Consider the following 24111-nt stretch of genomic DNA (forward strand, 5'->3'; position numbering starts at 1 on the left):
TGTCACTTTGGTGCGAGGTGGTGTCGGGCGCTGCGCCTTCGGCGCCACCAGGCGCCGGCGACTACGCAGCCGACCAACAGGAGCAGGGCCACTGCCCACGGCCATCCGCCGTGCTGGTGCACCCAGCCGGCCAGGGTGCCCTGCACGCGTCCGGCCGCCGCGATCACCGCATCCTCGGGATTCGCATGCGCAGTCATGCTGAACAGCCGTACCTCGTAAAGGCCGTAATAGCCCACATAGAGCCCGACGATCACCAACAGCGCGCCGCCGATCCGGTTCACCAGTGGCAGGATGCGCCGCAGGCGATCGGCCAGCACCGAACTCGCAGTGGCGGCCGCCACCGCAAGCACTCCCACCACCAGGGTCAGGCCGGCCACGTAGGCCGCATAGATCGCCACCGTCCCGAGGATCGAACCGCCCCGCAAACCGGCGCCGGTGACCGCCAGAAACGGTCCGACGGTGCAGGACAGCGAGGCGATGGCATAGCTGACGCCGTACCCGAACATCGATCCCAGCCGTGCCGTCGGCGCCCATTGCGCGCGCGGTTGGAACAGCGCCAGCTTTCGGCCCGCCAGCAACCAGACCCCGAGGCCGACGAGCACGGCACCGATTACCACCGTGGCGTACGGCAGATAGCGCTGGACGGTCGCGGCCGCCGATATGGTCAGCGCGCCGAACACGCCGAAGACGGTCAGGAAGCCGAGCGCCATACCGATGGTCGCGGCCAGTGCCCGGCCCAAGGGGGCCGATGCCCGCAGCAGGGCCGGTTGTTCGCCGGACTGCTGCCCGCGTACCACCAGAAGTAGGTACGCGGGCAGCATGGCAAACCCGCAGGGGTTCAGCGCAGCCACCAATCCGGCGGCGAAGGCCAGCCCGATCAGGCCGTGGTCCACTGGACGCTCAGGGTCAGGACGTCAGGGCGGCAACCCGCTCGGACAACTCCTGCTGCGACATCGCCGAGGTCGGGTTGTTGACGAACGTCGAGCTGCCGTCCGCCCGGTAGAACACATACGCCGGCTGCCAGGGCACGTTGTAGCGGGCCCAGATGGCACCGTCGGCGTCGTTGAGGTTGGTGAAGTTCAGGTGGTACTTGGAGACAAATCCTTGCATCGCACCGACTTCCGAGTGCGCCGCCACTCCGACGAAGGTGACGGCCGGGTTGGCGGCGGCTACCTGGCCGACGCCGGGAGCTTCGGCATTGCAGAACGGGCACCATGGCGTCCAGAACCAGAGCACCGCCGGCCTGCCCTGCAGAGTGGCGCCGTTGAACGGCGCACCGCTGAGCGTGGTTGCGGTGAACTGCAGACGGTCATCCGATGCCACCGCGCGCGGCGCACCGAGCAGGGCGACGAACAACGCGACCGCGACAAAGGCGATGGCAAACATCCTGAGCGGGGACATCAAGCGAAAAATCATGACATACCTCATTTGCTGGTCGGATGTCTTAGAGACGTGCGGGCTGCCAGTATGGTTCATCGCCGTTCGACGGCATCGAGACTGCGGTGACGGCGCGGGTGCCGGCATTTTCAGCGCCGTCAGTGCAGCCTGGACGCCATCATCGCAGGCTCGATGCCCGGCGAGGCTCACTTTTCTTCGAAAGCCAACTGGCCGCAGGCGGCGCTGATTTCGCGGCCGCGCGTGTCACGCACCGTGCACGACACTCCTTTCGACCGCACCCGTCTGACGAACTCACGCTGCACCGGCTTCGGGCTGGCGTCCCAGTCGCTGCCCGGTGTCGGGTTGAGCGGGATCAGGTTCACATGCACCAGCGGTCCCAGCGCCTGATGCAACCGCTTGCCGAGCAAGTCGGCCAACCACGGTTGGTCGTTGACGTCGCGAATCAACGCGTACTCGACGGAGACCCGCCGGCCGCTCACCTCGGCGTAATAGCGTGCGGCGTCCAGCGCTTCGTCGATCTTCCACCGGTTGTTGACCGGCACCAGCGTGTCGCGCAGCTCGTCATCCGGGGCATGAAGGGACAACGCCAGCGTCACCCCGAGCCGTTCGTCGGCCAGCTTTCGTATCGCCGGGGCCAACCCCACCGTCGACACCGTCACCGAACGCGCCGAGATTCCGAAACCCGAACGCTCGGTGATGCGCCGTACCGCGGCCACCACCCTGGGATAGTTGGCCAGCGGCTCCCCCATCCCCATGAACACCACGTTCGACAGCCGGTCTCCGAAGTCGTCCCGCATCGCCGCGGCGGCGGCACGCACCTGCTCGAGGATCTCCGCAGCCGACAGGTTGCGGCTCAACCCGCCCTGGCCCGTGGCGCAGAACGGACACGCCATGCCACAGCCCGCTTGCGAGGAAATGCAGACCGTGTTGCGCCGCGGGTAGCGCATCAGCACCGATTCGAAGTTGGTCCCATCGAGGGCTCGCCACAACGTTTTTCGTGTCTGACCGGCATCGCAGGTGACTTCGGCGGCCGCGACGATCAACGTCGGGAACATGGTCTCGGCGACCCGGTCACGCACACCCGCGGGCAGGTCGGTCATCAGACGAGGGTCGGCGGTGAGCCGGCCGTAGTAATGATGTGCGAGCTGCTTGGCCCGAAACGCCGGCAAGCCAAGCTCCCCGACGACGGAGGCACGGCCCTGCTCGTCGAGGTCGGCGAAGTGCCGCGGCGGCTTTCCCCGCCGCGGCGCATCGAAAATCAATTCCTGCACCATGACCGGTCCAGTATCGGCCACGCGTCAGGGCAGCAGCGTGAACACCGTCCAGGTTGCCACGGCCGACGGCAGCACCCCGTCCAGCCGGTCCATCAGTCCACCGTGACCCGGCAGCAGCCGGCCCATGTCCTTGATACCGAGATCGCGCTTGACCTGGGACTCCACCAGGTCGCCGAGCGTGCACGTCAGTACCAGCAACAACCCCAGCAGGGCGCCCACCCACAGCTCGCGATGGGCCAAGAAGTGCACGGTCAGGGTGGTGGCGGCGATCCCGCAGAAGAGCGACCCGGCGAATCCCTCCCAGGACTTCTTCGGGCTGATCTTGGGAACCATCGGATGCTTGCCGAACAGGACGCCCACGGCGTAGCCGCCGACGTCGGAACAGACCACCGCGATCATCAGGCAGAACACCCGGGCCGAGCCGTCGCGCGGGTAGATCAGCAGGGCACCGAACGAGATGAACAGCGGTACCCACGCGGCCAGGAATATGGTCGCCGACGCGTCGCGCAGATAGTTCGACGGTGGCGAACCCGTGGCATCCTGCGTGCGGTTGTCCTGCATGAACAGCCGCCAGATCATGCAGACGACTACCATGCCGCCGAAGCCGGCCAACGCGCCGACGGCATGATGCCACCAGGTCAGCCAGATGGTCACCTGCCCGCCGATCAGCAACGGGATGACCGGGATCAGGTACCCGTTTTCGCGCAGTCGCCGGACCACCTCATGGCTGGCGAGCAGGGCAGCGCCCGAGCACAGTACCACCCAGAAGCGTGGAAGCCACAGCAGCGTGGCGATGACGAGTCCACCGGTGGCCATGCCCACCACGATGGCGGCGGGCAGGTTGCGCCCGGCCCGCGACGACTTCTTGGCCGGCTCCGAAGCGGTCTGATCCGCTCCCGGCGCTGGCTCGTCGGGCGGACTGCCGGTACCGGCATCGGTAGTTGCCACGGGCGGAAACGGACTTGGCTGCTGAGGACCGCTAGACCTCCAGCAGCTCCCCTTCTTTGTGCTTGACCAACTCGTCGATCTGGTTGACGTAGTTGTGGGTGGTCTTGTCGAGATCCTTTTCCGCCCGGCCTACCTCGTCCTCGCCGGCCTCGCCGTCCCTGCGAATGCGGTGCAACTCCTCCATCGCCTTGCGCCGGATGTTGCGCACCGACACGCGTGCTTCCTCACCTTTGTGCTTTGCCTGTTTGACCAGCTCACGGCGCCGTTCCTCGGTAAGTTGAGGTACCGCGACCCGGATGAGGGTGCCGTCGTTGGTGGGGTTCACGCCCAAATCGGAGTTGCGAATCGCGGTCTCGATAGCGTGCAACTGGTTGGCCTCATACGGCTTGATCACGACCAGCCTCGCCTCGGGGACGTTGATGCTGGCCAGCTGTGTGATCGGGGTGTTGGTGCCGTAGTAGTCAATGGTGATCCGGGAGAACATGCCCGGGTTGGCGCGGCCGGTTCGGATGGTCGACAAATCGTCTCGGGCCACCGACACGGCCTTTTCCATTCTCTCCTCGGCGTCGAAGAGAGCCTCTTCAATCATTTGCGCCGCTCCTCCTCATCGCTCTGCTCTGCATCGTCGCCGCCGATCAAGACGTGGTGACCAGCGTTCCGATCTTCTCACCAGCGACCGCACGGGCGATATTCCCATCGGTCAGCAGATTGAACACCAGAATCGGCATGCCATTGTCCATGCACAGGCTGAACGCGGTGGCGTCGGCCACTCGCAGACCGCGATCGATGACTTCGCGATGGCTGATCGCGGTGAGCAGCTCGGCGTGCGGGTTCTCCCGCGGATCCTCTGCGAACACCCCGTCGACCGCCTTGGCCATCAGCACCACGTCCGCGCCGATCTCCAGGGCCCGCTGCGCGGCGGTAGTGTCCGTCGAGAAGTACGGCAAACCCATGCCGGCGCCGAAGATGACCACCCTCCCCTTTTCCAAGTGGCGGACCGCCCGCAACGGCAGATAGGGCTCGGCCACCTGGCCCATGGTGATCGCGGTCTGAACCCGGGTGACGATCCCCTCCTTTTCGAGGAAATCTTGCAGCGCAAGGCTGTTCATGACGGTGCCAAGCATGCCCATATAGTCCGAACGGGTGCGCTCCATACCACGCTGCTGAAGCTGCGCGCCGCGGAAGAAATTGCCACCACCAATCACGACGGCCACCTGTACGCCATCGCGAACCACCTCGGCGATCTGGCGGGCCACCTGTGCCACCACATCGGGGTCCAGCCCCACCTGGCCGCCGCCGAACATCTCGCCGCCAAGCTTGAGCAGCACTCGCGCATATTTGGAACGCACCCCATTGGTGCTCGTCGGCTGGGCCTCCGTCATCAGACTCCTTGCATGAGAGTGCCGACCCGGCCACCCGCCCGGGACGGCATTTGACATCCTGCCTCATCGCCGCTGTATGCAACGGGCCGGGTGGGAGAATCCGCACAGCTGGTGACCGCAATCGCCACCCGCGCCGGACACCGGCCAACCGACGCGACGGTCGCCGATCGGGCACGCATGCCTGGCGGCTCAGTTGCCATGTTTGGGCGTCGGCTGGCCCGGGAAATCCCCGTCCAACGCGGGTGAAAACCACGGCCTTGAGAAGAAGGGCCGGTCGGTCCCGATTTCCAGTCGATCGCCTGTTGGCAGGCGTGAGCGCAAGCTTGTTGGAAGGATGGGTCCGGCCCGGACGAACGGGCCGGATCCATCGACTTTCTCGGCATGTTGTACAGCTATGGAATAGTTCTGCGGCCAACCGGGTACTCAGCGCTGCGCTGGTCGACATTCCGTAGGGGATGCCCAATCCGCCGCAGGGACGGGGTACCGGCACGAAGTCGGGAGATATCCGTGAACGTGCTACTACTTTCGGATGCCGACGACTTCTTGTCGGCGTTGCCGACGCTGGACTCGTTCGCGCAGACCATCCGGCAGGCACCGCTCGGTGATCACCCTGATGCGTACCGTCACGGCGTCGATGTTGCGGTTGTCGACGCGCGTACGGACCCAGCGGCCGCCCGCAGAGTGTCGCGACGGCTGACGGCGAGTCTGGCGGCCATTGCGGTCGTTGGCGTCGTGGCGCCGGCGGATTTCCTGGCCGTCGACGTCGACTGGCATTTCGACGACGTCCTGCTGCCGGGCACCGGCGCCGTGGAGTTGCAGGCACGGCTGCAGCTGGCCATCACCCGTCGACGCAGCGCATTGGACGGCACTCTGAAATTCGGTGACCTCGCCTTGCATCCGGCCCGGTTCACGGCGTCCCTGGCGGGAAAGGACCTCGGCCTGACGTTGACCGAGTTCAAATTGCTGAATTTCCTGGCGCAGCACGCGGGCCGGGCGTTCAGCCGCACCCGGCTCATGCACGAGGTGTGGGGTTATGACTGCGGCGGCCGGGTGCGCACCGTGGACGTTCACGTGCGCCGGCTACGGGCCAAGCTGGGCGCCGAGCACGAGTCGATGATCGAGACCGTCCGCGGCGTGGGCTACATGGCGGTGTCGCCGCCGCAGCCGCATTGGATCGTCAGCGAACCGGTGCTGAATCCGGCCCCGTCAGCGCACGCCCGTGACCCGATCGCGCGATAACAGGTTCACGCGAACAACGGCAGTGCACGCTTGCGGGCCAGCGCGTCCATACCCTGCTGAATGCTGTCCTGTACCTCGTGGTACTTGCGGTCCACGTAGTCGTCATCGTCGGCCCGTGCGGGGTCGTGGTCGATCTCGACCGCAGGCATGAACCGGGTTCTGATCTTGGCCGGCAGCGGCAACTGCGGCAGCGCGGCCGGCGCGATGCCCCACGGTAGCGAAACCGCCAATGGGAACACCTTGAGGCGCAGTACGCGGTCGAGTTTCAACACCTGGGACAGGCGGTCACCGCGGATCAGCACCGGCATTGCGTCGGCGCCGCCGACGGTCGCGATCGGCACTATCGGCACCCCGGCCCGAATCGCCATCTTCACGAAGCCCTTGCGACCGGCCAGGTTGGCGCAATCGCGTTCCGTCCACGGTCGCAGCGAGTCGACCTCGCCGCCGGGCCACAGGGCCACGTCGCGCCCTTGGGCGAGAGCTGTGGCGATCGCGTCCGGGGCGGCCGGAAGCACCCCCATCGACCGGAAATAGCGTCCGATAACCGGAATCGCCATCAGCGCGTCGTGCGCCGTGCCGTGCAGTGGACGGTCCTGACCGAAACGCCGCCACCATTGCAGGCCCACGGTCCACGCGTCCCATACAAACGGAGCGCCGGAATGGATGCCCACCAACAGCGCCGGGGGCGGGGGAACGTTCTCCCATCCGTCGATCTCCATGCGAAACCAGTAGTCGACGAGCACGTTCCAGAAGAACTTTTGGCGTTGCAGCGTGCGTTCATCCTGACCGCTGAGATCCCATTGGCCGGCCCGCTCGGCTACCCAGCCGCTGAGCCCCCCGTCCTGCGCCCGACGTCGCTTCCGCATCGACGCCCGGGCGTCCTCGGCGTGCTGCTCTGCTTGTTCGCGTACTTCCGATGGCCGTCGGTCGGTGTGAGTCATCCCGGTCGGGTACCCCACGCGATCGGGTCTTTACACGAAGTTCCCCGCGCCACGGTCGGTGACGCGGGGAACTCGGTTGCGGCTTATGACTGCGTCGGCGGCGAGTTGGGCGCCGGGCTAGGCGTCGCGCCGGGTGCCGTCCCGGGCGCGTTGCCGGGTGCCGAGTTGGGGGCCGCGTTGGACGTCCACACCAGGACGTCCTGAACCCCGTCGTTGTATACGACGCTGGTCGGCGGCGCGCCGGTCACATCGAAGTAGATCTTCCCGCTCGCCTGAGCGCCCTGGCTGATGGGCGCGGGGCTCAGCCCGTTCGGCGTCGGCGACGTGCTCACCACCCGGTAGGTTTGGTTGTCGTTGGTCCGGGCGTTGAAGTTGGACACAACGGGGGTGACGGTCCCGCTGTTGGCCCGCACGTTCACGTCGGCCTGCCAAAGGTGTCCGGTCGGGGTGTAGCCGGGGATCACCACATTGGTCGGCTCCAGGTTGTTGACCGTGTAGGCGGTGACAAGTGGCCCGTCGACCAGCGTTTCACTGGTACCGAGTCCCTCGATGATGGGATTCGCGGAAGCCGGTGCCGCCGTAAAGAAACCAACCGCCGCGATGCCAGCGGCAGCAAGAGCAGTCTTGGCGGAGGTTCTCACTGTGTTACCGGTGAACTTCACGTTGACTCCTTTCATTCGTGTCGTTCGAGCAGCTGTCCCGCTTTGTAGGCACGCGGGAGCTAAACCGCACGGCAAACCCAATACCCCACAGCCCTAACGCCAAAACACCGCTGCCTGGTGAAATACCTTTGTATACAGTCGCTTACCTGCAGAAACCTCGTCTTGATATTCGTTTTCAGCACTATTCGCAAATTTAAATTCCAGCACTTGCTTAACATCGGCATCATTTGCCACGACGTCGGTTAACCCGCTAGGTGGCGGGTAGCCGAAGCGATACGACGTGTTAGCTGATTTAGGAGCTGCTCATGGAACGTGGAAACGCCAAACACAGTCAACGCGACGACGACCAACTCAAACACGAATTGCGCGGCACGATTGCGGGCAACCGGTCCAGCCGCGCCGAGGAATGGCGTGACCCCGAGCCGCCGGCCGACGACGATCCGGACACGCCGACGGCGGGTCCGGTGAACCGGTAAACCTGTTGCCGCGGTTTCCAATTCGACAAAGTCACGAGAGGACGTCGTCATGAGCTTTCCGCCGCAGCAACAAAGTGTGCCCGGAATCCAGGCACACATGAACCCGGTGCCCGATTGCGGCGAAAACAGTTACCAGGGCTCAGGAAAACTCACCGGCAAGAAGGCAATCATCACCGGCGGCGACAGCGGAATTGGGCGGGCCGTCGCGATCGCGTTCGCCCGGGAAGGCGCCGACGTGTTGATCTCGTACCTCAACGAGGACGAGGATGCCCGCGATGTGGCGCGCTATGTCGAAGCCGCCGGCCGCAAATGCGTGCTGGTTCCGGGTGATCTCTCCGATGCGTCGCACTGCCGTGCGGTGGTTGAGCGCGCCGCCCAGGAGTTCGGCCGCATCGACATCCTGGTCAACAACGCCGCCTTCCAGATGATGCACCAAAGCCTGGAAGAGATCAGCGACGAAGAATGGGACTACACCTTTCGGCTCAACGTCGGAGCGTATTTCCACCTCGTCAAGGCGGCGCTGCCGTTCATGGAAGCGGGCTCGTCGATCATCGGCAGTTCGTCGGTCAACTCCGACACGCCCAACCCCACCCTGGCGCCGTACGCTGCGACCAAGGCAGCGATCGCAAACTTCTCGGCTAGCCTCGCTCAGCTGTTGGGCGAGAAAGGAATTCGCGTCAACAGCGTCGCGCCGGGCCCGATTTGGACCCCGCTGATCCCCGCGACCATGCCTCCCGACAGTGTGGAATCCTTCGGCGACAACGTGCCGCTGGGCCGTGCCGGGCAACCGGCGGAGCTGGCCCCGATCTACGTGCTGTTGGCCTCCGACGAGTCCAGTTACATCTCCGGGGCGCGAGTCGCGGTCACGGGAGGCCGGCCAATTCTCTGACCGTTACTGGGCGCCGCCGAATAAGGTTCAGGGTCCGCGGTTTTCGCCCAAGCGGTGACTGCGGCGCCAGCCTGCGTTCTAACGCCCTCTGACGCGGCGGTTTTCCTTCATGATCGCCTCGACCAACTCGGACTTGGTCATCGTCGACCGCCCACGTATGTGCAGCCGCCGCGCGACATCGAGCAGATGTTTCTTGCTGGCGTTGGCATCCACACCCTCGGCTGAGCGGCCGGTGTTGTGCAGCCCACCACCCTCGGCGAGTTCGTCCGAAGGACCCTTCTGCTCCTTGGGCTCCCAATGATCACCGATTTTCTCGAAGCTGTGCTTGAGGGCGGAGTAGGCCACCCGGTGAGCCCGTTCCTCGCTGCCGTACTGTTCTGCCGCGGCGTCGTGCGCTTTTGCGAAGGTGCGTTGCGCCTTGGCGTTGGACCGTTGCAGCGTGCTGGGCATCTCGCTCTTCTTCGGCTGGCCGGATTTCGTCGTCTTGGGCATTCGGCATGATTACCCCACGCTGCTCGGCGCAATACCTGCGTTGATATGTCAATATCGTTGACATGGGTCCGGCCGAAGACGCCCCGCTGGGCTACCTGCTTTACCGCGTGGCCGCCGCACTGCGGCCAGAGGTTTCCACCGTGCTGCGTCCGCTCGGCCTCACCCTCCCCGAATTCGTCTGTCTGCGTGCCCTTTCCATGTCTCCCGGCCTGTCCAGCGCTGAATTGGCCCGCAACGCCAACGTCACACCGCAGGCGATGAACACGGTACTGCGCAAGCTGGAAAACATTGGCGCAGTGACGCGGCCGGCGTCGGTGTCCTCAGGGCGTGCGCTCCCCGCCACCCTGACCGCTGCCGGCCGCACCCTGCTGAAGCGCGCCGAGGCCGCCGTCCAAGTCGCCGATGCCCGCATCCTGGCCAAGCTCACCGCGGCTCAGCAACGTGAGTTCAAACGGATGCTGGCCAAGCTGGGCTCCGACTGAGCGGTCAATCTTGGATGCGCGCCCACGGCCGCGCTTCTTCGAGTTCGTAGGCCAGTTCCAGCAACCCTGCCTCGCCTCCGATGTCGGCCGACAGCATCATTCCCACGGGCAGACCGTTCGCGGATTGCGCCATCGGCAGCGAGATCGCGGGCTCCCCGGTGACGTTCTGCAGCGGCGTGAAGGCGACCCAGCTGGTCAGCCGTTCCAGCAGCTGGTCGTAGTCGGTGGGCGCGAGGTAGCCGACCTGTGGCGTCGGATCGGCAAGCGTCGGCGTGAGCAAGACGTCATGAGTGCCGAAAAACTGTGCGCTGCGCCGTCGCAGCCTGCGCAGCCGCGCGATCGCCGTCGGCAGGCGGTGCAGGTTGCGCCGGGTGTGGCGGGCCAGCCCCAAGGTGAAGTTGTCCAGGCGGGTGCGGTCAAAGGTGTCACCGAACCTGCGCCGGCCGATGCTCACCTGCGCCAGCGCCAAAAATCCCCAGTACATGACGAAGTCGTCGACAAAGCTGACCGGCACCCAGGAATCCACGTGTTCGACGCGGTGCCCCAGTTCCTCGAGCAGCCCGGCCGTCTTCAGCACCAACTCACGCAGCTCCGGGCTGCACTCGCGCAGGACCGAACGTGTCACCACCGCGACCCGCAACCGCTGCTTGCCGGGCCGGGTGACGTCGCCGACCGGCGGGAGCTTGGGGTTGCGCCAAATGCGCTCGGCCTCCCGGTAGAAGGCGGCGGTGTCGCGCACCGAGCGGGTGAGCACACCGTTGGTGACGATTCCCACCGGCAGCCGGCGGTACTCCGGGTCCAGCGGCAACCGGCCGCGGGAGGGCTTGAGCCCGACCAGTCCGTTGCAAGAAGCCGGAATCCGGATCGAGCCACCACCGTCGTTGGCGTGCGCGATCGGCACCACACCGGCGGCGACGAACGCCGCCGACCCTGACGACGAGGCGCCGGCCGTGTAGTCGGTGTCCCACGGGTTGCGGACGGCCCCCAGCCGAGGGTGCTCGGCAGAGGCGCTGAACCCGAATTCGGACAGCTGGGTCTTGCCCAGGCATACCGGCCCGGTGGCCAAGTACACCTGGGTGAATTCGCTGTCGACGGCGGCGGCGAACGGCGCCCACGCGTCGGTGCCACACATGGTGGGCAGGCCGGCGACGTCGACGTTGTCCTTGATGAAGGTCGGGACGCCGCCAAAGAAGCCCCGGCCCAGCCCACGCGCCGCAGTGTCGCGGGCCCGCTGAAACGCCTCGTGGGCCAGGCCGTTGAGGGTCGGGTTGACGGCCTCGGTGCGCGCGATGGCCGCCTCGATGACGTCGGTCCTGCTGACCCAGTCGGCGCGGATGGCGTCGGCCAGGCCGACGGCGTCCAGCTCGCCGAGGGCGTCGTCGCCGAAAGCGTGGATGCGTTGCATGCCGTCGACGCTAGCTGCTTAGGCCTGGCCCACCTCGAAGCGAGCGAACCGCGTCACAGTCACACCCGCCTCGTCGAGCAGGGCCTTGACGGTTTTCTTGTTGTCGGACACCGACGGCTGCTCGAGCAGCACGGCGTCCTTGAAGAAACCGTTCAGCCGGCCCTCGACGATCTTGGGCAGCGCCTGTTCCGGCTTACCCTCGGCCTTGGCGGTCTCCTCGGCGATGCGGCGTTCGCTGGCCACCACGTCGTCCGGCACGTCGTCGCGGGACAGGTAGCGGGCCTTGAGCGCGGCGATCTGCAGGGCGACCGCGTGGGCTGCTTCTTTGTCGGCGCCTTGGTATTCGACCAGCACACCCACCGCGGGTGGCAGGTCGGCCGACCGCCGGTGCAGATACGTCTCGACGGTGCCGTCGAATACCGCAACACGGCGCAGTTCCAGCTTCTCGCCGATCTTGGCCGACAGCGCGGCGATGGCCTCCTCGACGGTCTGGTCGCCGGCTTTGGCTGCCTTGAGCGTCTCCACGTCACCGGCTTTCGAAGCGACTGCGGCGGCGACGATGTCGTTGGCCAGCGCCTGAAATTCGGCATTCTTGGCGACGAAGTCGGTCTCGCAATTCAGCTCGATGAGCACCCCGTCCTTGGCCGCGACCAGGCCCTCGGCCGTTGCCCGTTCGGCACGCTTGCCGACGTCCTTGGCGCCCTTGATCCGCAGCGCCTCGACGGCCTTATCGAAGTCGCCGTCGGTCTCCACCAGCGCGTTCTTACAGTCGAGCATTCCTGCGCCGGTCAGCTCCCGAAGTCGCTTGACGTCGGCTGCGGTGTAGTTCGCCAATGCTCAGCCTTCCGTAGGGGTTGATTCGGTTGTGCCGGTGGCGCCTGCAGCCGGGTCGGCCGGGGTCGCGGTCGCTGTTGCCGAGGCCAGCAGCTCCTGCTCCCACTCGGCCAGCGGCTCGGCGGCTTCGGCTTCCGGCTTGCCGTCACCGCGGCCCAGACCCGCGCGGGCCTGCAGCCCCTCGGCGACCGCGGAAGCGATCACCTTGGTCAGCAGCGCGGCCGAGCGGATGGCGTCGTCGTTGCCCGGAATCGGGTAGTCCACCTCGTCCGGGTCGCAGTTGGTGTCCAGGATCGCGATGACCGGGATGCCCAGTTTGCGGGCTTCGCCGACGGCAATGTGCTCCTTGTTGGTGTCGACGACCCAGATGGCCGAGGGCACCTTCGCCATGTCCCGGATACCGCCCAGGCTGCGCTCCAGCTTGTTCTTCTCCCGGGTCAGGCCCAGGATCTCCTTCTTGGTGCGGCCCTCGAAGCCACCGGTTTGCTCCATCGCCTCGAGCTCCTTGAGGCGCTGTAGCCGCTTGTGCACGGTGGAGAAGTTGGTGAGCATGCCGCCGAGCCAGCGCTGGTTCACATAGGGCATGCCGACGCGGGTCGCTTCGGCGGCGACGGACTCCTGGGCTTGCTTCTTGGTGCCCACGAACAGCACCGTCCCACCGTGGGCGACGGTTTCCTTGACGAACTCGTACGCCTTGTCGATGAAGGTCAGTGTTTGCTGTAGGTCGATGATGTAGATGCCGTTGCGGTCGGTGAAAATGAACCGCTTCATCTTGGGATTCCAGCGACGGGTCTGATGCCCGAAGTGGGTGCCGCTGTCAAGCAGCTGCTTCATGGTTACTACGGCCATGCTTGTGCCTTACTTGTCGGTTGCTGCCTGGCATCGGGTGAGGCCGGGCCCTGGCGCCTGCTGCATGCCGGACCCGTTTCCGGAACACCGGGCTACGGGACCGCTCGGCATGCGGTGCGAATTCCTGAACTACGGGAGTCGCGGTGCAGACGCGCGAAGTCAGCCCGATTCAACGAGCTGCGTCGAGAAGTTTACACGTCGTATTCCACAGCAGCCGCACGGTGACTGGCCCGCTCGTGGTCGCGGCGCTGGACTGAACCGATGCGGTGGATGTCGGTGATGCTGTGCGGGGCAGTGTTTACCGCCGGTTTATCCGCCGGTGTTGCCCACGCGGACCAGGGGCGACTCGACTGGCCGTTACGCCCGCGCCCGGCCGTCGTGCGGGAGTTCGACGCGCCGTCCCCGAATTGGCATCCCGGGCACCGCGGCGTGGATCTGGCCGGTGTGCCGGGGCAGCCGGTGTACGCCGCGGCGGATGGGGTCGTGGTGTTCGCGGGGTTGCTGGCGGGCCGGCCGGTGGTGTCGCTGGCTCATCCGGGTGGTCTGCACACCAGCTACGAGCCGGTCCGCGCGATGGTCCGGGTTGGTCAGCTGGTCGCCGGGGGCAGCCCGATCGGCGAGCTGGCCGCGGGGCATCCGGGGTGCCGGGCCGCGGCGTGCCTGCACTGGGGCGCGATGTGGGGTCCGGCCTCGCGCGCCGACTATGTCGATCCGCTAGGCCTGCTTCAGTCGACGCCCATTCGGCTGAAGCCGCTGCCGGGGTGAGCGTGAAGCTGGGGCGGCCGATCTGCGGCGATTTCGCCGCCCTGCGCTCACAGCCAACGCCGCGACCGGCGGCTTCACGCTCGCGGATGGGCCTGATCGTGCACCGCCCGCAACCGCGACACGGCGACATGGGTGTAGAGCTGCGTGGTTGCCAGGCTGGAATGACCGAGCAACTCCTGGACCACCCGCAGGTCAGCCCCGCCCTCGAGGAGATGGGTGGCGGCGCTGTGCCGCAGCCCGTGCGGTCCGATGTCGGGCGCGCCGTCCACGGCCGCGACCGTTTGGTGCACGACGGTGCGCGCCTGGCGCACGTCTAGGCGTCTACCCCGGCTGCCCAGCAATAGCGCCGGCCCGGACTCCGCGGTGACCAACACCGGACGCCCGTGCGTCAGCCATGCTTGCAGCGCTTCGGCGGCGGGCCCGCCGAAGGGCACGGTGCGTTGTTTGTTGCCCTTGCCGAGTACCCGTACCAGCCGATGGTCGGTGTCGATGTCGTCGACGTCCAGGCCGCACAGTTCGCTCACCCGGATCCCGGTGGCATACAGCAGTTCGACGATCAGCCGGTCGCGCAGCGCCAGCGGGTCACCCTGCTCGGCGCCGGATTGTGCGGCCGACATGGCCGCCAGCGCTTGGTCCGTGCGCAGCACCGCCGGCAGCGTGCGGCGCGCCTTGGGCATTTGCAGGCGGGCGGCGGGGTCGCTGGCCAGCAAGCCACGCCGGGTCGCCCAGGCGGTAAACGCCTTGACCGCCGAGGTGCGCCGGGCCAGCGTCGTGCGGGCGGTCCCGCTACCAGCCGCGCCGGCCAGCCAGGACCGCAACAACTGCAGGCTCAGCGCGTCCAGGTCCAGTTCACGCTCGGCCAGAAACGCCAGCAACGAACGCACATCACCCAGATAGGCACGACGGGTGTGCGCCGACCGGCCGCATTGCAGGTGCAGATATTCGTCGAACTCCTCGAGCACAGCCACGCTCTTGTTCGGCATCTCCCCACGGTCGCAGGCGACGCCGATGGTGTCAGTCGACGCGCCGCAGCGTGTCCGGGGTGAGATCTTTGCGGGTCGGATAGCCGTCGACGGCCATGATCAGGTCGGTTTCGGCAAGGATCATGCGCAGCAGGTGCACAATGCCGTCGACGCCGCCGAGTGCGAGCCCGTACGCATAGGGCCGTCCGACGCCGACGGCGGTCGCGCCCAGCGCCAGCGCCTTGACGACGTCGGCACCATTGCGGATCCCCGAGTCGAACAACACGGGCAGCCCGTCGGCCGCCTCGACCACCGCCGGGAGGCAGTCCAGCGCGGGCAGTCCGCCGTTGGCCTGCCGGCCCCCGTGCGTGGAGCAGTAGATGCCGTCCACTCCACGGTCCCGGGCACGCCGGGCGTCGTCGGGATGGCAGATGCCCTTGAGGATCAGCGGCAGGTCGGTCAGCGAGCGCAGCCAGTCGAGGTCGTCCCAGGTCAGCGGATTTCCGAAGATCTGCGCCCAGCGCAGCACCGCGCCCTGCGGGTCTTCCTCCGGTGGGCGCTGCAGGCCCGCGCGGAATACCGGATCGGTGAAGTAGTTGGCCAGACAGTGCCCGCGCAGTTGGGGGAAGTTGGCTGTCGTGAGGTCACGCGGGCGCCAGCCGGTGACCCAGGTGTCCAGCGTGACCACGATGCCCTTGAAGCCGGCCGATTCGGCGCGACTGACCAGGCTGGCCGCGACCTCACGGTCGGTGGGCGTGTACAGCTGATAAAAGCCGGGAGTGTCGCCGAAAGCGGCGGCGACGTCTTCCATCGGGTCGACCGTCAGCGTGGAGGCAACCATCGGAACGCCGGTGCGGGCCGCCGCGCGAGCGGTGGCCAGATCGCCGTGTCCGTCCTGCGCGCACAGACCGATGACGCCGATGGGCGCCATGAACAGCGGGGACGGCCAGAGCAGGCCGAACAACTCGACGGAAAGGTCGCGCTGTTTGGCGCCGACAAGCATGCGCGGCATCAGCCCCCACCGGTCGAAAGCCTCGCGGTTGGCCCGCTGGGTGCGTTCATCGCCGGCTCCCCCGGAGACGTACGACCACACCGACGGCGGCATCGCGTTCTCCGCCTTGGCCTCCAACTCGGCGAACGCCATCGGCAGCGGCGGCACCACGCCGGCCAGGCCCTGAAAGTAGATCTCGTTTTGGTAGTCGCCGAAATGGGGTGTGAATGCCATGCGAAAGAGAATGCCAGCCGGGAGTCAGCCGGCTGCCTGCGTCCCAGCCTCGGCCTCGGCCAGCTCTTTCTTCCACTGCCGGAACGTCTCTTCGGTGCGCCCGCGCCGCCAATAACCCGAGATCGACGCCCATTTGGCGTCCACCTGACGCGTGTTGCGGATGTACGGCCGCAAGTTGTGCATGACGGTTTGGGCCTCGCCATGGATGAAGACGTGCACCTGCCCGGGCAGCCACAGGGCGGTGGTGACCGCCTCGATCAACGGCGCGCAGTCACCGGCGCGGTCCTCGGGGACCAGATCGGCCCGGCCACCGCGATATATCCACCGCACTTCGACCGATTCCGGTGCGGTCAAAGGGATCTCGTCGTCGGGGCCGGCGACCTCGATGAAGGCCTTGCCGACCGCGCTCGCCGGCAGCGCTTCCAGCGCTGCGGCGATCGCGGGCAACGCGGACTCGTCGCCGGCCAGCAGGTGCCAATCGGCGGTCGGATCGGGCGCGTAGGCGCCGCCGGGACCCATCAGGTAGATACGCTGCCCAGGTTCGGCGGCCGCCGCCCACGGTCCGGCTATCCCGTGCTCGCCGTGCACCACGATGTCCACCGCGATCTGACCCGCGGCCTCGTCGACGTACCGGACCGTCATGGTCCGCACCGAAGGCTGTCGGGCGGCCGGCAGCCCGGCAAAGCTGTCCAGGGTCAGCGGCTGGGGCAGTGCGGCCACATCGATGTCGTCGGCGACGAATACCAGCTTGACGTAGGAGTCGGTGTACTTGCTGGGCACGAAGCTGTCGAAATCTTTGCCGCCCAGGATCACTCGGACCATGCGCGGCGCGAGTTGCTCGGTACCGACGACTTCGAAAGTTTGCAGCGGTCGACCTGCCACTTGACCTCCCGATCAGACCCGACCCCCGTCGACTATACGAGCCGCGTCGCCGGACTTCCGGCGGCGGCCTCCGACCCGCTGCGAACGATTCGCCACCGGGAGTCGTCGCGGCGCTCGGCCAGCCCGGCGAGTTCGAGCAGCGCCAGCGGCCCCAGCACCCGCTCTGGCGGCAGGCCGGACGCCACGGCGATTTCGTCGACCGTGGCGGCGCCGCGGCCCGGCAGCGCCTCGTAGACCTGGCGTTCGGCTGCGCTGAGCCCGTCCAACGGCGTGCTGGGCCGTGGTTCCTCGGGCGCCAGCTCACCGATGCGACCGACAAGCTCGACGACGTCGTCGGCTCGGGTGACCAGTTCGGCGCCGTTGCGCAGCAGCGCGTGGCAACCCGCCGACGCCGACGACGTCACCGGCCCGGGCACCGCGGCCACCACCCGGCCCAGTGCCGCCGCCCAGGCGGCGGTGTTGGCGGCCCCGCTGCGCAGTCCCGCTTCGACGACCACCGCCGCCCCGGCGACGGCGGCTACCAGTCGGTTGCGGGTCAGGAATCGGTGCCGGGCGGGTCGCACGCCCGGCGGATATTCGGTGAACAGCAGCCCGTGCTGGCCGATGCGATGCAGCAGCGCCGAATGCCCTGCGGGATAGGGAATGTCGATCCCGCCGGCCAGGACCGCCACGGTGCTGCCGTCGCCGTCCAAGGTGGCGCGGTGCGCCGCACCGTCAATGCCATAGGCGCCACCGGACACCACCGCGACGTTGCGCTCGGCCAGTCCCGTCGCCAGGTCGCCGGCTACATGCTCGCCGTAGACCGTGGAGGCGCGGGTCCCGACGACGGCGGCGGCGCGTTGCGCCACCTCGTCCAGGCGTGCCGGTCCCAGCGCCCACAACACCAGCGGAGGTTCGCTGCGTTCCCTGGATTGCACGCCCTCGAATGCGCGAAATGCCAGCGTCGGCCATTCCTGGTCATCGGGTGTGATCAATCGCCCGCCGCGTCGTGCCAGCAGCTCGAGATCGGCAGCGGCCCGGTCGATTTCGCGTCTGGACTTTGTGTGCTGGGCCAACTGCTGGTCAACCTGCCCGCGCCGGACCCGCTCGGCGGCTTCGATCGGCCCGACGCGGTGGACCAGGGCGGCGAGTTCCCGGCACGGCGGCTCGGCGACGGCGGACAGGTAGGCCCACGCCAGCAGTGTGGGATCGGTGGTGTTCATCGCCGGGCTCCCGGCTGCCGAAAGCTCAGCGCGGTGCAAACCTCGTCGAACCCGGGGGATGCCCGGCCGGCCAGATCGGCCAGGCTCCACGCGACTCGCAACGTGCGGTCGACGCCCCGGATGCTGAGCAGTCCACTGTCCAGCGCCCGGCGTAGCGGATCCATCGCTGCGGTGCCGAGCCGGAACTTTTCACGCAACAAAGTGCCGCTCACCTCGGCATTGGTCCGGAACCCGTGTGGTCGCCAACGCTCGGCCGCAGCGTCGCGAGCAACGGTCACCCGATGGCGAACTCGGGCCGTCGACTCGCCCCCGGACGCCGAAAATGCGCCGGTGCGTACCGGATTCATCTGCACCCGCAAATCCACTCGATCCAGCAATGGCCCGGACAGCTTGCCCAAGTACCGCCGTTTGACCGCCCCGGCACAGATGCAGTCACGCGGATCCGCCGGCGCGCACGGACACGGGTTGGCTGCCAGCACCAACTGGAAGCGAGCCGGGTAGCAGGCCACGCCATCCCGGCGGGCCAACCGAATTTCGCCGTCCTCCAACGGAGTTCGCAATGCTTCCAGCGCGCTGACCCTGATCTCGGCGCATTCATCGAGGAACAGGACCCCGCGGTGGGCCCGGCTCACAGCGCCTGGCCGGGCCATCCCCGAGCCGCCGCCGACCAGCGCCGCGACAGTAGAACTGTGATGCGGCGCCACGAACGGCGGCCTGGTGATCAACGGCGTATCACCCGACAGCAGGCCGGCCACCGAGTGGATCGCGGTGACCTCCAGCGACTCGCTGTCCGACAGCGACGGCAGTATCCCCGGAAGACGCTGCGCCAGCATCGTTTTGCCCACCCCCGGCGGCCCGGTCAACATCAGATGATGCGACCCGGCCGCGGCCACCTCGACGGCGAACCTGGCCTGCGACTGACCCACCACATCGGCCAGGTCCGCCGATGAATCCAAAGGCGTTGCCGCCGAGTCGATCCGGTGCTCGAGTTGGACCGAGCCCTTGAGCCAGCTCTGCAGTTGCACCAGCGTGCGGACCCCCCACACGTCGATTCCGTCGACCAGGCTGGCCTCGGCCAGGTTGGCCGCCGGAACCACGACCGCCGGCCAGCCGCCGTGCTTGGCGGCCAGCACCGCGGGCAGCACTCCGCGCACCGGCCGGACCCGCCCGTCGAGCGACAACTCCCCCAACAACACCGTCTTCTCCAACCGGTGCCACGGCGTCTTGCGCTGCGCCGACAGCACCGCCGCGGCCAGGGCGATGTCGTAGACGGAACCCATTTTCGGCAACGTGGCCGGTGAGAGCGCCAGGGTGAGCCGGGCCTGGGGCCAGTCGTTGCCACAGTTGGCGACCGCCGCGCGAACCCGGTCGCGGGACTCCTGCAGGGCGGCGTCGGGCAGGCCCACCAGATGCACGCCCGGCAACCCGGAGCTGATGTCGGCTTCGATTTCCACGATCTCGCCGTCCAGTCCGCGGACCGCGACCGAGAACGCGCGCCCCAGCGCCATCAGCCGGCTCCCTGCAGGTGGGTGATCTCCGGGGTGCGCCGACGCCCGATCCGCACGCCGATCACATCGATGCGAACCGCCGCCCAGCCGCCCGCCTGGCTGGCCAGCCACAGCCCTGCCAGCCGGCGCAGCCTACGCAGCTTGCGTGGCGTCACCGCGTGCGCCAGCCCGCCATAACCGTCGCCGGTACGCGTTTTGACTTCGACGAAGACGACGGTGTTCGTCGTTGTATCGCACGCGATCACATCCAGCTCGCCGTAGCGGCAACGCCAATTGCGGTCCAAGATCCGCAGGCCCATGCTCGTAAGGTGATCCACGGCGAGCGCCTCGCCCATCGCTCCCAGCTGGATCCGGGTCAGTGTCTTTGTGGTCGTCATGGCGGCCAGGTTGCACCGCCGAGCCGACAACCTGCACCGCGCCGAGCCGGTCCAGCCCGCCGAGGGCGCAAGTTATCCCCAGTCGGGCATCCATCCACAGCCGGCGGCGCGACCTCCGTTGAGTCTGCGGCTATGGCGCAAAAGCGCGAGTAAGGCCCGCCATCACCGCATAGTCAACTTCTTACGTGCTCCGCTTACTGGGGATGATGATGACGACGATGAGCGTCAGGATGCTGAAGATCAATCCGAGGATTCCCCAGAACAGGACGCTACGGCCCTTCATCCCGGCGATAACCGCACAGATGATGGCCGCAATGACGTGACCTATCAGGACAAAGATCAGCTTGATCCCGCGCAGGATGAAATGCGCTGCCTGGGGATTGTCTTGGGCGGCCAGAAGCAGTCCGTGCAGCATGGAGCCTCCTCAGCTGGGTAAAGCGATACCGTCGGCTACCCGCAAGACAGCCAAACCAATCGAGACGCGCCCAGCTACCGGATTCGGTCGGCCCGGCTATAGACGTTCATCGAGTTCTCGCGCAGAAACGCCACCAACGTGATGCCGGATTCCTCGGCCAACGACACCGCCAGCGACGACGGCGCCGACACGGCGGCAAGCACGGGAATCCCGGCCAACAGAGCCTTCTGCGTCAACTCGAACGACGCCCGCCCGCTGACCAGGAGCACGGAGCCGCCCAGCGGTATCCGGTCGTGTTCCAGCGCCCAGCCGATGACCTTGTCCACCGCATTGTGCCGCCCGACGTCCTCACGCACGGCGTGCATGCTGCCGTCGACCCCGAACAGCGCCGCAGCGTGCAGCCCGCCGGTGCTGGCGAAAACCCTTTGGGCACCGCGAAGTCGGTCCGGCAGAGTCTGCAGCGTGGCGGCGGCGATGCCAGCCGGATCGTCTCCCGGTGAGAAGCGGCTGATCAACCGCACGGCATCCAGCGACGCCTTGCCGCAGACACCGCACGAGGACGTCGTATAGAAGTTGCGGGTGACGTCGGGATCGGGAGGTTTGACTCCGGGCGCCAAGGTCACGTCCAGCACGTTGTAAGCGTTGACGCCGTTCTGGTCGCGTCCGCCGCAATAGCGGATGCTCGCCACCTCGCCACGATCCGCGATCATCCCTTCGGTGAGCAAAAAGCCTTGCGCCAGTTCGATATCCGAGCCCGGGGTGCGCATCGTCACACTGATCGGGGTGCCGTTGACGCGGATCTCCAACGGCTCCTCGACCACCAGGGTTTCCGATCGGGTGACCGTTTCGCCCGACGTGAGGTGCTTGACCCGCCGCCGTGCCGTTACGTGGCGCATCAGCGCGTTGCGCCTGGGTCGGCGCGGGAGTCGCGACGAGCGTCCCACCGCTGAAAGTTCACGGCCCCAACGTACCTCGCCGCTGGCCGGCCGGACCGTCCCTCACACTGCAGAGGCCAGTGCCGCCAAGGTCTCCGCCGAGGAGTGCGCCGGACTCCAACCGAGTTCCCGCTTCGCTTTGGCGGTGTCCATTACGACGGAAGTCCTTGCCGTGTGCAGCCATTCGAGCGCGGATGGCACGAACGGCAAGCGAGAAATCGCGGCGGAAGTCGCTGAGGCGGCCACCGCCGGGACCCGTATCGGTCGGCCACCCAGTGCCTTCGCGACATCGCTAACGGTCACCACGCCGTCGCCGGCGATGTTGTATGCGCCGGGCGGTGCCGGGGCGGTCGCCGCCAGCGCGATGGCGGTCGCGACGTCGTCATGATGGACCAATTGCAGCGGAATTCCGGGATCGGGCACCACTGGCTTGAGCGCCGGCACCACCTTGGCCACCGTGCGCACCGCAGCCGGCAACTGATTCCACGGCATCGCGTCGGCCAGTGCATGAGCCTCTGGCCCGGCGACGATGCACGGCCGCAGCACGAACACCTCCAGCGCAGACCTCTCGGTCAGCTCGGCGAGAAGACGCTCGCAGGTGGCCTTCTGCGCAGAGTAGTAGTGCTCCTCAGAGCCGCGCGGCGGCACGTCCTCGGTGATCGGCACGGGGTTGTCGGAGTGGTAACCGTAGGCGGCAACCGACGAGGTGTAGACGAGTCGCCGGGGCCGCCCGGCGGCAGCGTTGGCCGCCACGGTGGCCTCGAACACGTTGCGGGTCCCCTGCAGGTTGACGCGTTCGCTCTCCTCGCGCGACCCCATGATGATGAATGCCAGGTGGACCACCACGTCGGCCTGTGCCACCAGCCCGTCGACGGCGTCGCGGTCGAGGATGTCGCCCTGCTGATAGCTGGTCTTCGTCCAGCCGCGCTGCAGCGGGTCGAACGGCCGCCGTGCCATCCCGATGATCTTCGCCACGGCGGGTTCCCGCTCGAGCGCCGTCACTGCGGCGATACCGATTTCTCCAGTCGGACCGGTAACCGCGACCGTCAATCCCTGGTGACCCACCTGAGAAGAGCTTCCCGCCCTGTCGTCAGCCAAACGACCGGTGTTAGCCATGCACCCGGCCTGGCTATCCCGTCAGGAAAACGTCTACCGGGAAGAAGGATCATGAAGCCAATTGCCCCTGCCGATTCCATGTTCTTGGTCGGCGAATCCCGCGAACACCCGATGCACGTCGGCAGCCTCCAATTGTTCCAGCCGCCCGACGGCGCCGGCCCGGAGTTCGTCACCGACGCCTACCAGGCGATGCTGCGGTGCACCGACGTGCAGCCCACGTTCCGTAAGCATCCGGCGTTTTTCGGCCCGGTCACCAACGTGGCCTGGACTTTCGACCGCGACGTCGAGCTCGATTACCACTTCCGGCGCTCGGCGCTGCCGCGCCCCGGGCGGGTACGTGAGCTGCTCGAGCTGGCCTCGCTGCTGCACGGCAGCCTGCTGGACCGCCACCGGCCGCTGTGGGAAGGACACCTGGTGGAAGGGCTCAACGACGGGCGCTATGCGGTCTACACCAAGTTCCACCATTCGCTGATGGATGGCGTGTCAGCGCTGAAGTTGATGCAGCGCGCATTCACCTCCGATCCCCAGGACGACGAGGTTCGGGTGCCATGGGCACTGAAGCCGCGCCGCCGTCCCGACAGCGGCCGGCAATCGTCGCCGCTGGACATGCTGACCAGGACGGTGGGATCGTCGGCCGCGCTGGCGCCTTCGACGTTGTCGCTGGCGCGTGCGGCTCTGCTCGAGCAACAACTCACCTTCCCGTTCGCGGCCCCCAAGACGATGTTCAATGTCCGCATCGGCGGTGCCCGGCGGATCGCAGCCCAGTCGTGGTCGCTCGACCGCATCAAGGCGGTGAAGACCGCCGCCGACGTCACCTTCAACGACGTCGTGCTGGCGATGTCCGCGGGCGCCCTGCGCGCTTACCTGATCGACCAACACGCGCTTCCCGACACCCCGTTGATCGCGATGGTCCCGGTGAGCCTCCGCAAGGAAACCGACGAAGGCGGCGGGAACATGGTCGGCACCGTGCTGTGCAACCTGCACACCGACGTCAAGGACGCCGCCCAGCGATTGTCCGGGATCAACGAGTCGATGTGTCACAACAAAGAAGTGTTCAAGCAGCTGCCCCGGGTGCAGCAGCTGGCACTGTCGGCGTTCATGACCGGCGGGCTGTTTCTCGGGCTGATCCCCGGATTCATCCGCACTGCCCCGCCGCCGTTCAACATCGTGATCTCCAACGTGCCCGGAGCCCAGGAACCGTTGTATTGGCGCGGCGCACGGTTGGTCGGCAACTACCCGCTATCCATTGCCCTGGACGGCCAGGCCGTGAACATCACCGTCACCACGAACGCGCAGACGCTGGACTTCGGACTCGTCGGCTGCCGGCGCAGCGTTCCGCACCTGCAGCGCCTGCTCGGGCACCTGGAGACGTCGCTGAAAGACCTGGAAATGGCCGTTGGCATATAACCGCCTCCCTGCTACCGATAGTCTCGGCCTGGAGAACGGCCTGGAC

At 67.1% G+C, this 24111-nt stretch carries 26 protein-coding genes and 1 pseudogene; 6 read left to right on the forward strand and 21 right to left on the reverse strand.

Going from position 1 to position 24111, the window contains the following annotated elements; genetic code table 11:
• Nucleotides 1-2 precede the first annotated feature (2 nt).
• The 6 genes from AC5Y2L_RS12885 to pyrH all read right to left on the reverse strand — a co-directional run bounded on the left by AC5Y2L_RS12885 (nt 3) and on the right by pyrH (nt 5002).
• Entirely contained in the window at nt 3-893 is an 891-nt protein-coding gene (locus AC5Y2L_RS12885; protein ID WP_499934890.1) for a cytochrome c biogenesis CcdA family protein, read from the reverse strand.
• 13 nt (nt 894-906) lie between these two features.
• Nucleotides 907-1416: a disulfide bond-forming protein DsbE gene (gene dsbE, locus AC5Y2L_RS12890; protein WP_499934892.1), complete on the reverse strand. Its 510-nt coding sequence runs from the start codon at nt 1414-1416 to the stop codon at nt 907-909.
• A 167-nt stretch (nt 1417-1583) separates the two neighbouring features.
• Complete coding sequence (gene rlmN / locus AC5Y2L_RS12895; protein ID WP_499944026.1) at nt 1584-2672, reverse strand: dual-specificity RNA methyltransferase RlmN; 1089 nt, start codon at nt 2670-2672, stop codon at nt 1584-1586.
• Between the two features lie 24 nt (nt 2673-2696).
• Complete coding sequence (locus AC5Y2L_RS12900) at nt 2697-3620, reverse strand: phosphatidate cytidylyltransferase (RefSeq protein WP_499934895.1); 924 nt, start codon at nt 3618-3620, stop codon at nt 2697-2699.
• Between the two features lie 31 nt (nt 3621-3651).
• Complete coding sequence (gene frr, locus AC5Y2L_RS12905; protein ID WP_499934896.1) at nt 3652-4209, reverse strand: ribosome recycling factor; 558 nt, start codon at nt 4207-4209, stop codon at nt 3652-3654.
• 46 nt (nt 4210-4255) lie between these two features.
• Nucleotides 4256-5002 (reverse strand): UMP kinase, encoded by a 747-nt coding sequence (pyrH, locus tag AC5Y2L_RS12910; RefSeq protein ID WP_499934898.1) that lies wholly within the window; start codon nt 5000-5002, stop codon nt 4256-4258.
• A 501-nt stretch (nt 5003-5503) separates the two neighbouring features.
• Here pyrH and AC5Y2L_RS12915 point away from each other — a divergent pair.
• A complete protein-coding gene (locus AC5Y2L_RS12915) occupies nt 5504-6241 on the forward strand; it encodes a winged helix-turn-helix domain-containing protein (RefSeq protein ID WP_499935041.1) in 738 nt (245 codons plus the stop codon).
• A gap of 5 nt (nt 6242-6246) precedes the next feature.
• Here AC5Y2L_RS12915 and AC5Y2L_RS12920 read toward each other — a convergent pair whose 3' ends face one another.
• Together AC5Y2L_RS12920 and AC5Y2L_RS12925 are read right to left on the reverse strand one after the other, a co-directional pair.
• A complete protein-coding gene (locus AC5Y2L_RS12920) occupies nt 6247-7182 on the reverse strand; it encodes a lysophospholipid acyltransferase family protein (RefSeq protein WP_499934900.1) in 936 nt (311 codons plus the stop codon).
• Between the two features lie 83 nt (nt 7183-7265).
• Nucleotides 7266-7844, reverse strand: a complete 579-nt coding sequence (locus AC5Y2L_RS12925; protein WP_499934902.1) for an MPT63 family protein — start codon at nt 7842-7844, stop codon at nt 7266-7268.
• A gap of 305 nt (nt 7845-8149) precedes the next feature.
• On the opposite strand from AC5Y2L_RS12925, the gene AC5Y2L_RS12930 reads away from it, so the two are divergent.
• Both AC5Y2L_RS12930 and AC5Y2L_RS12935 read left to right on the forward strand, forming a co-directional pair.
• Complete coding sequence (locus tag AC5Y2L_RS12930; RefSeq protein ID WP_499934903.1) at nt 8150-8320, forward strand: hypothetical protein; 171 nt, start codon at nt 8150-8152, stop codon at nt 8318-8320.
• Between the two features lie 49 nt (nt 8321-8369).
• Nucleotides 8370-9209, forward strand: a complete 840-nt coding sequence (locus tag AC5Y2L_RS12935) for an SDR family oxidoreductase (protein ID WP_499934904.1) — start codon at nt 8370-8372, stop codon at nt 9207-9209.
• A 78-nt stretch (nt 9210-9287) separates the two neighbouring features.
• On the opposite strand, the gene AC5Y2L_RS12940 is transcribed toward AC5Y2L_RS12935, so the two are convergent.
• Entirely contained in the window at nt 9288-9701 is a 414-nt protein-coding gene (locus AC5Y2L_RS12940) for a ChaB family protein (protein WP_499934906.1), read from the reverse strand.
• 62 nt (nt 9702-9763) lie between these two features.
• Here AC5Y2L_RS12940 and AC5Y2L_RS12945 point away from each other — a divergent pair, with 62 nt between their 5' ends.
• Nucleotides 9764-10183 (forward strand): MarR family winged helix-turn-helix transcriptional regulator, encoded by a 420-nt coding sequence (locus AC5Y2L_RS12945; RefSeq protein ID WP_499934907.1) that lies wholly within the window; start codon nt 9764-9766, stop codon nt 10181-10183.
• Between the two features lie 4 nt (nt 10184-10187).
• Here the strand turns inward: AC5Y2L_RS12945 and AC5Y2L_RS12950 are convergent, their stop codons facing one another.
• Genes AC5Y2L_RS12950 through rpsB form a run of 3 tightly spaced genes read right to left on the reverse strand, consistent with a single transcriptional unit; the run spans nt 10188 to nt 13271 of the window.
• Nucleotides 10188-11588, reverse strand: coding sequence for an amidase (locus AC5Y2L_RS12950; RefSeq protein WP_499934908.1), 1401 nt, complete (start codon nt 11586-11588; stop codon nt 10188-10190).
• Between the two features lie 18 nt (nt 11589-11606).
• Entirely contained in the window at nt 11607-12422 is an 816-nt protein-coding gene (gene tsf, locus AC5Y2L_RS12955) for a translation elongation factor Ts (protein WP_499934910.1), read from the reverse strand.
• Between the two features lie 3 nt (nt 12423-12425).
• The gene (gene rpsB / locus AC5Y2L_RS12960; RefSeq protein WP_499934912.1) at nt 12426-13271 is read right to left on the reverse strand and encodes a 30S ribosomal protein S2; all 846 of its coding nucleotides are present in this window, start codon (nt 13269-13271) and stop codon (nt 12426-12428) included.
• Between the two features lie 315 nt (nt 13272-13586).
• Between rpsB and AC5Y2L_RS12965 the strand changes: the two are divergent.
• Nucleotides 13587-14027 (forward strand): annotated as a pseudogene (locus AC5Y2L_RS12965) (murein hydrolase activator EnvC family protein); the annotation flags it as partial.
• 83 nt (nt 14028-14110) lie between these two features.
• Here AC5Y2L_RS12965 and AC5Y2L_RS12970 read toward each other — a convergent pair.
• The 9 genes from AC5Y2L_RS12970 to AC5Y2L_RS13010 all read right to left on the reverse strand — a co-directional run bounded on the left by AC5Y2L_RS12970 (nt 14111) and on the right by AC5Y2L_RS13010 (nt 22592).
• Nucleotides 14111-15019: a tyrosine recombinase XerC gene (locus tag AC5Y2L_RS12970; RefSeq protein ID WP_499934913.1), complete on the reverse strand. Its 909-nt coding sequence runs from the start codon at nt 15017-15019 to the stop codon at nt 14111-14113.
• A 31-nt stretch (nt 15020-15050) separates the two neighbouring features.
• Nucleotides 15051-16223: a lactate 2-monooxygenase gene (locus tag AC5Y2L_RS12975; protein ID WP_499944003.1), complete on the reverse strand. Its 1173-nt coding sequence runs from the start codon at nt 16221-16223 to the stop codon at nt 15051-15053.
• Between the two features lie 24 nt (nt 16224-16247).
• Complete coding sequence (locus AC5Y2L_RS12980; RefSeq protein WP_499934917.1) at nt 16248-17105, reverse strand: siderophore-interacting protein; 858 nt, start codon at nt 17103-17105, stop codon at nt 16248-16250.
• A gap of 32 nt (nt 17106-17137) precedes the next feature.
• A complete protein-coding gene (gene dprA, locus AC5Y2L_RS12985) occupies nt 17138-18307 on the reverse strand; it encodes a DNA-processing protein DprA (protein WP_499934918.1) in 1170 nt (389 codons plus the stop codon).
• Complete coding sequence (locus tag AC5Y2L_RS12990; protein ID WP_499934919.1) at nt 18304-19815, reverse strand: YifB family Mg chelatase-like AAA ATPase; 1512 nt, start codon at nt 19813-19815, stop codon at nt 18304-18306. Before AC5Y2L_RS12990 ends, dprA begins: the two co-directional genes overlap by 4 nt.
• Entirely contained in the window at nt 19815-20192 is a 378-nt protein-coding gene (locus AC5Y2L_RS12995) for a YraN family protein (protein WP_499934921.1), read from the reverse strand. Before AC5Y2L_RS12995 ends, AC5Y2L_RS12990 begins: the two co-directional genes overlap by 1 nt.
• A gap of 181 nt (nt 20193-20373) precedes the next feature.
• Nucleotides 20374-20607 carry a deoxyribodipyrimidine photolyase gene (locus tag AC5Y2L_RS13000; protein WP_499934923.1) on the reverse strand — a complete coding sequence of 78 codons (234 nt, stop codon included), beginning with the start codon at nt 20605-20607 and terminating at the stop codon, nt 20374-20376.
• Between the two features lie 74 nt (nt 20608-20681).
• Nucleotides 20682-21503 (reverse strand): formate dehydrogenase accessory sulfurtransferase FdhD, encoded by an 822-nt coding sequence (gene fdhD, locus AC5Y2L_RS13005; RefSeq protein ID WP_499934924.1) that lies wholly within the window; start codon nt 21501-21503, stop codon nt 20682-20684.
• A 102-nt stretch (nt 21504-21605) separates the two neighbouring features.
• Nucleotides 21606-22592: an NAD-dependent epimerase/dehydratase family protein gene (locus AC5Y2L_RS13010; RefSeq protein WP_499934926.1), complete on the reverse strand. Its 987-nt coding sequence runs from the start codon at nt 22590-22592 to the stop codon at nt 21606-21608.
• Between the two features lie 117 nt (nt 22593-22709).
• Here AC5Y2L_RS13010 and AC5Y2L_RS13015 point away from each other — a divergent pair, with 117 nt between their 5' ends.
• The gene (locus AC5Y2L_RS13015) at nt 22710-24065 is read left to right on the forward strand and encodes a WS/DGAT/MGAT family O-acyltransferase (RefSeq protein ID WP_499934927.1); all 1356 of its coding nucleotides are present in this window, start codon (nt 22710-22712) and stop codon (nt 24063-24065) included.
• Nucleotides 24066-24111 lie beyond the last annotated feature (46 nt).

Source organism: Mycobacterium sp. NGS66, from assembly GCF_059812225.1.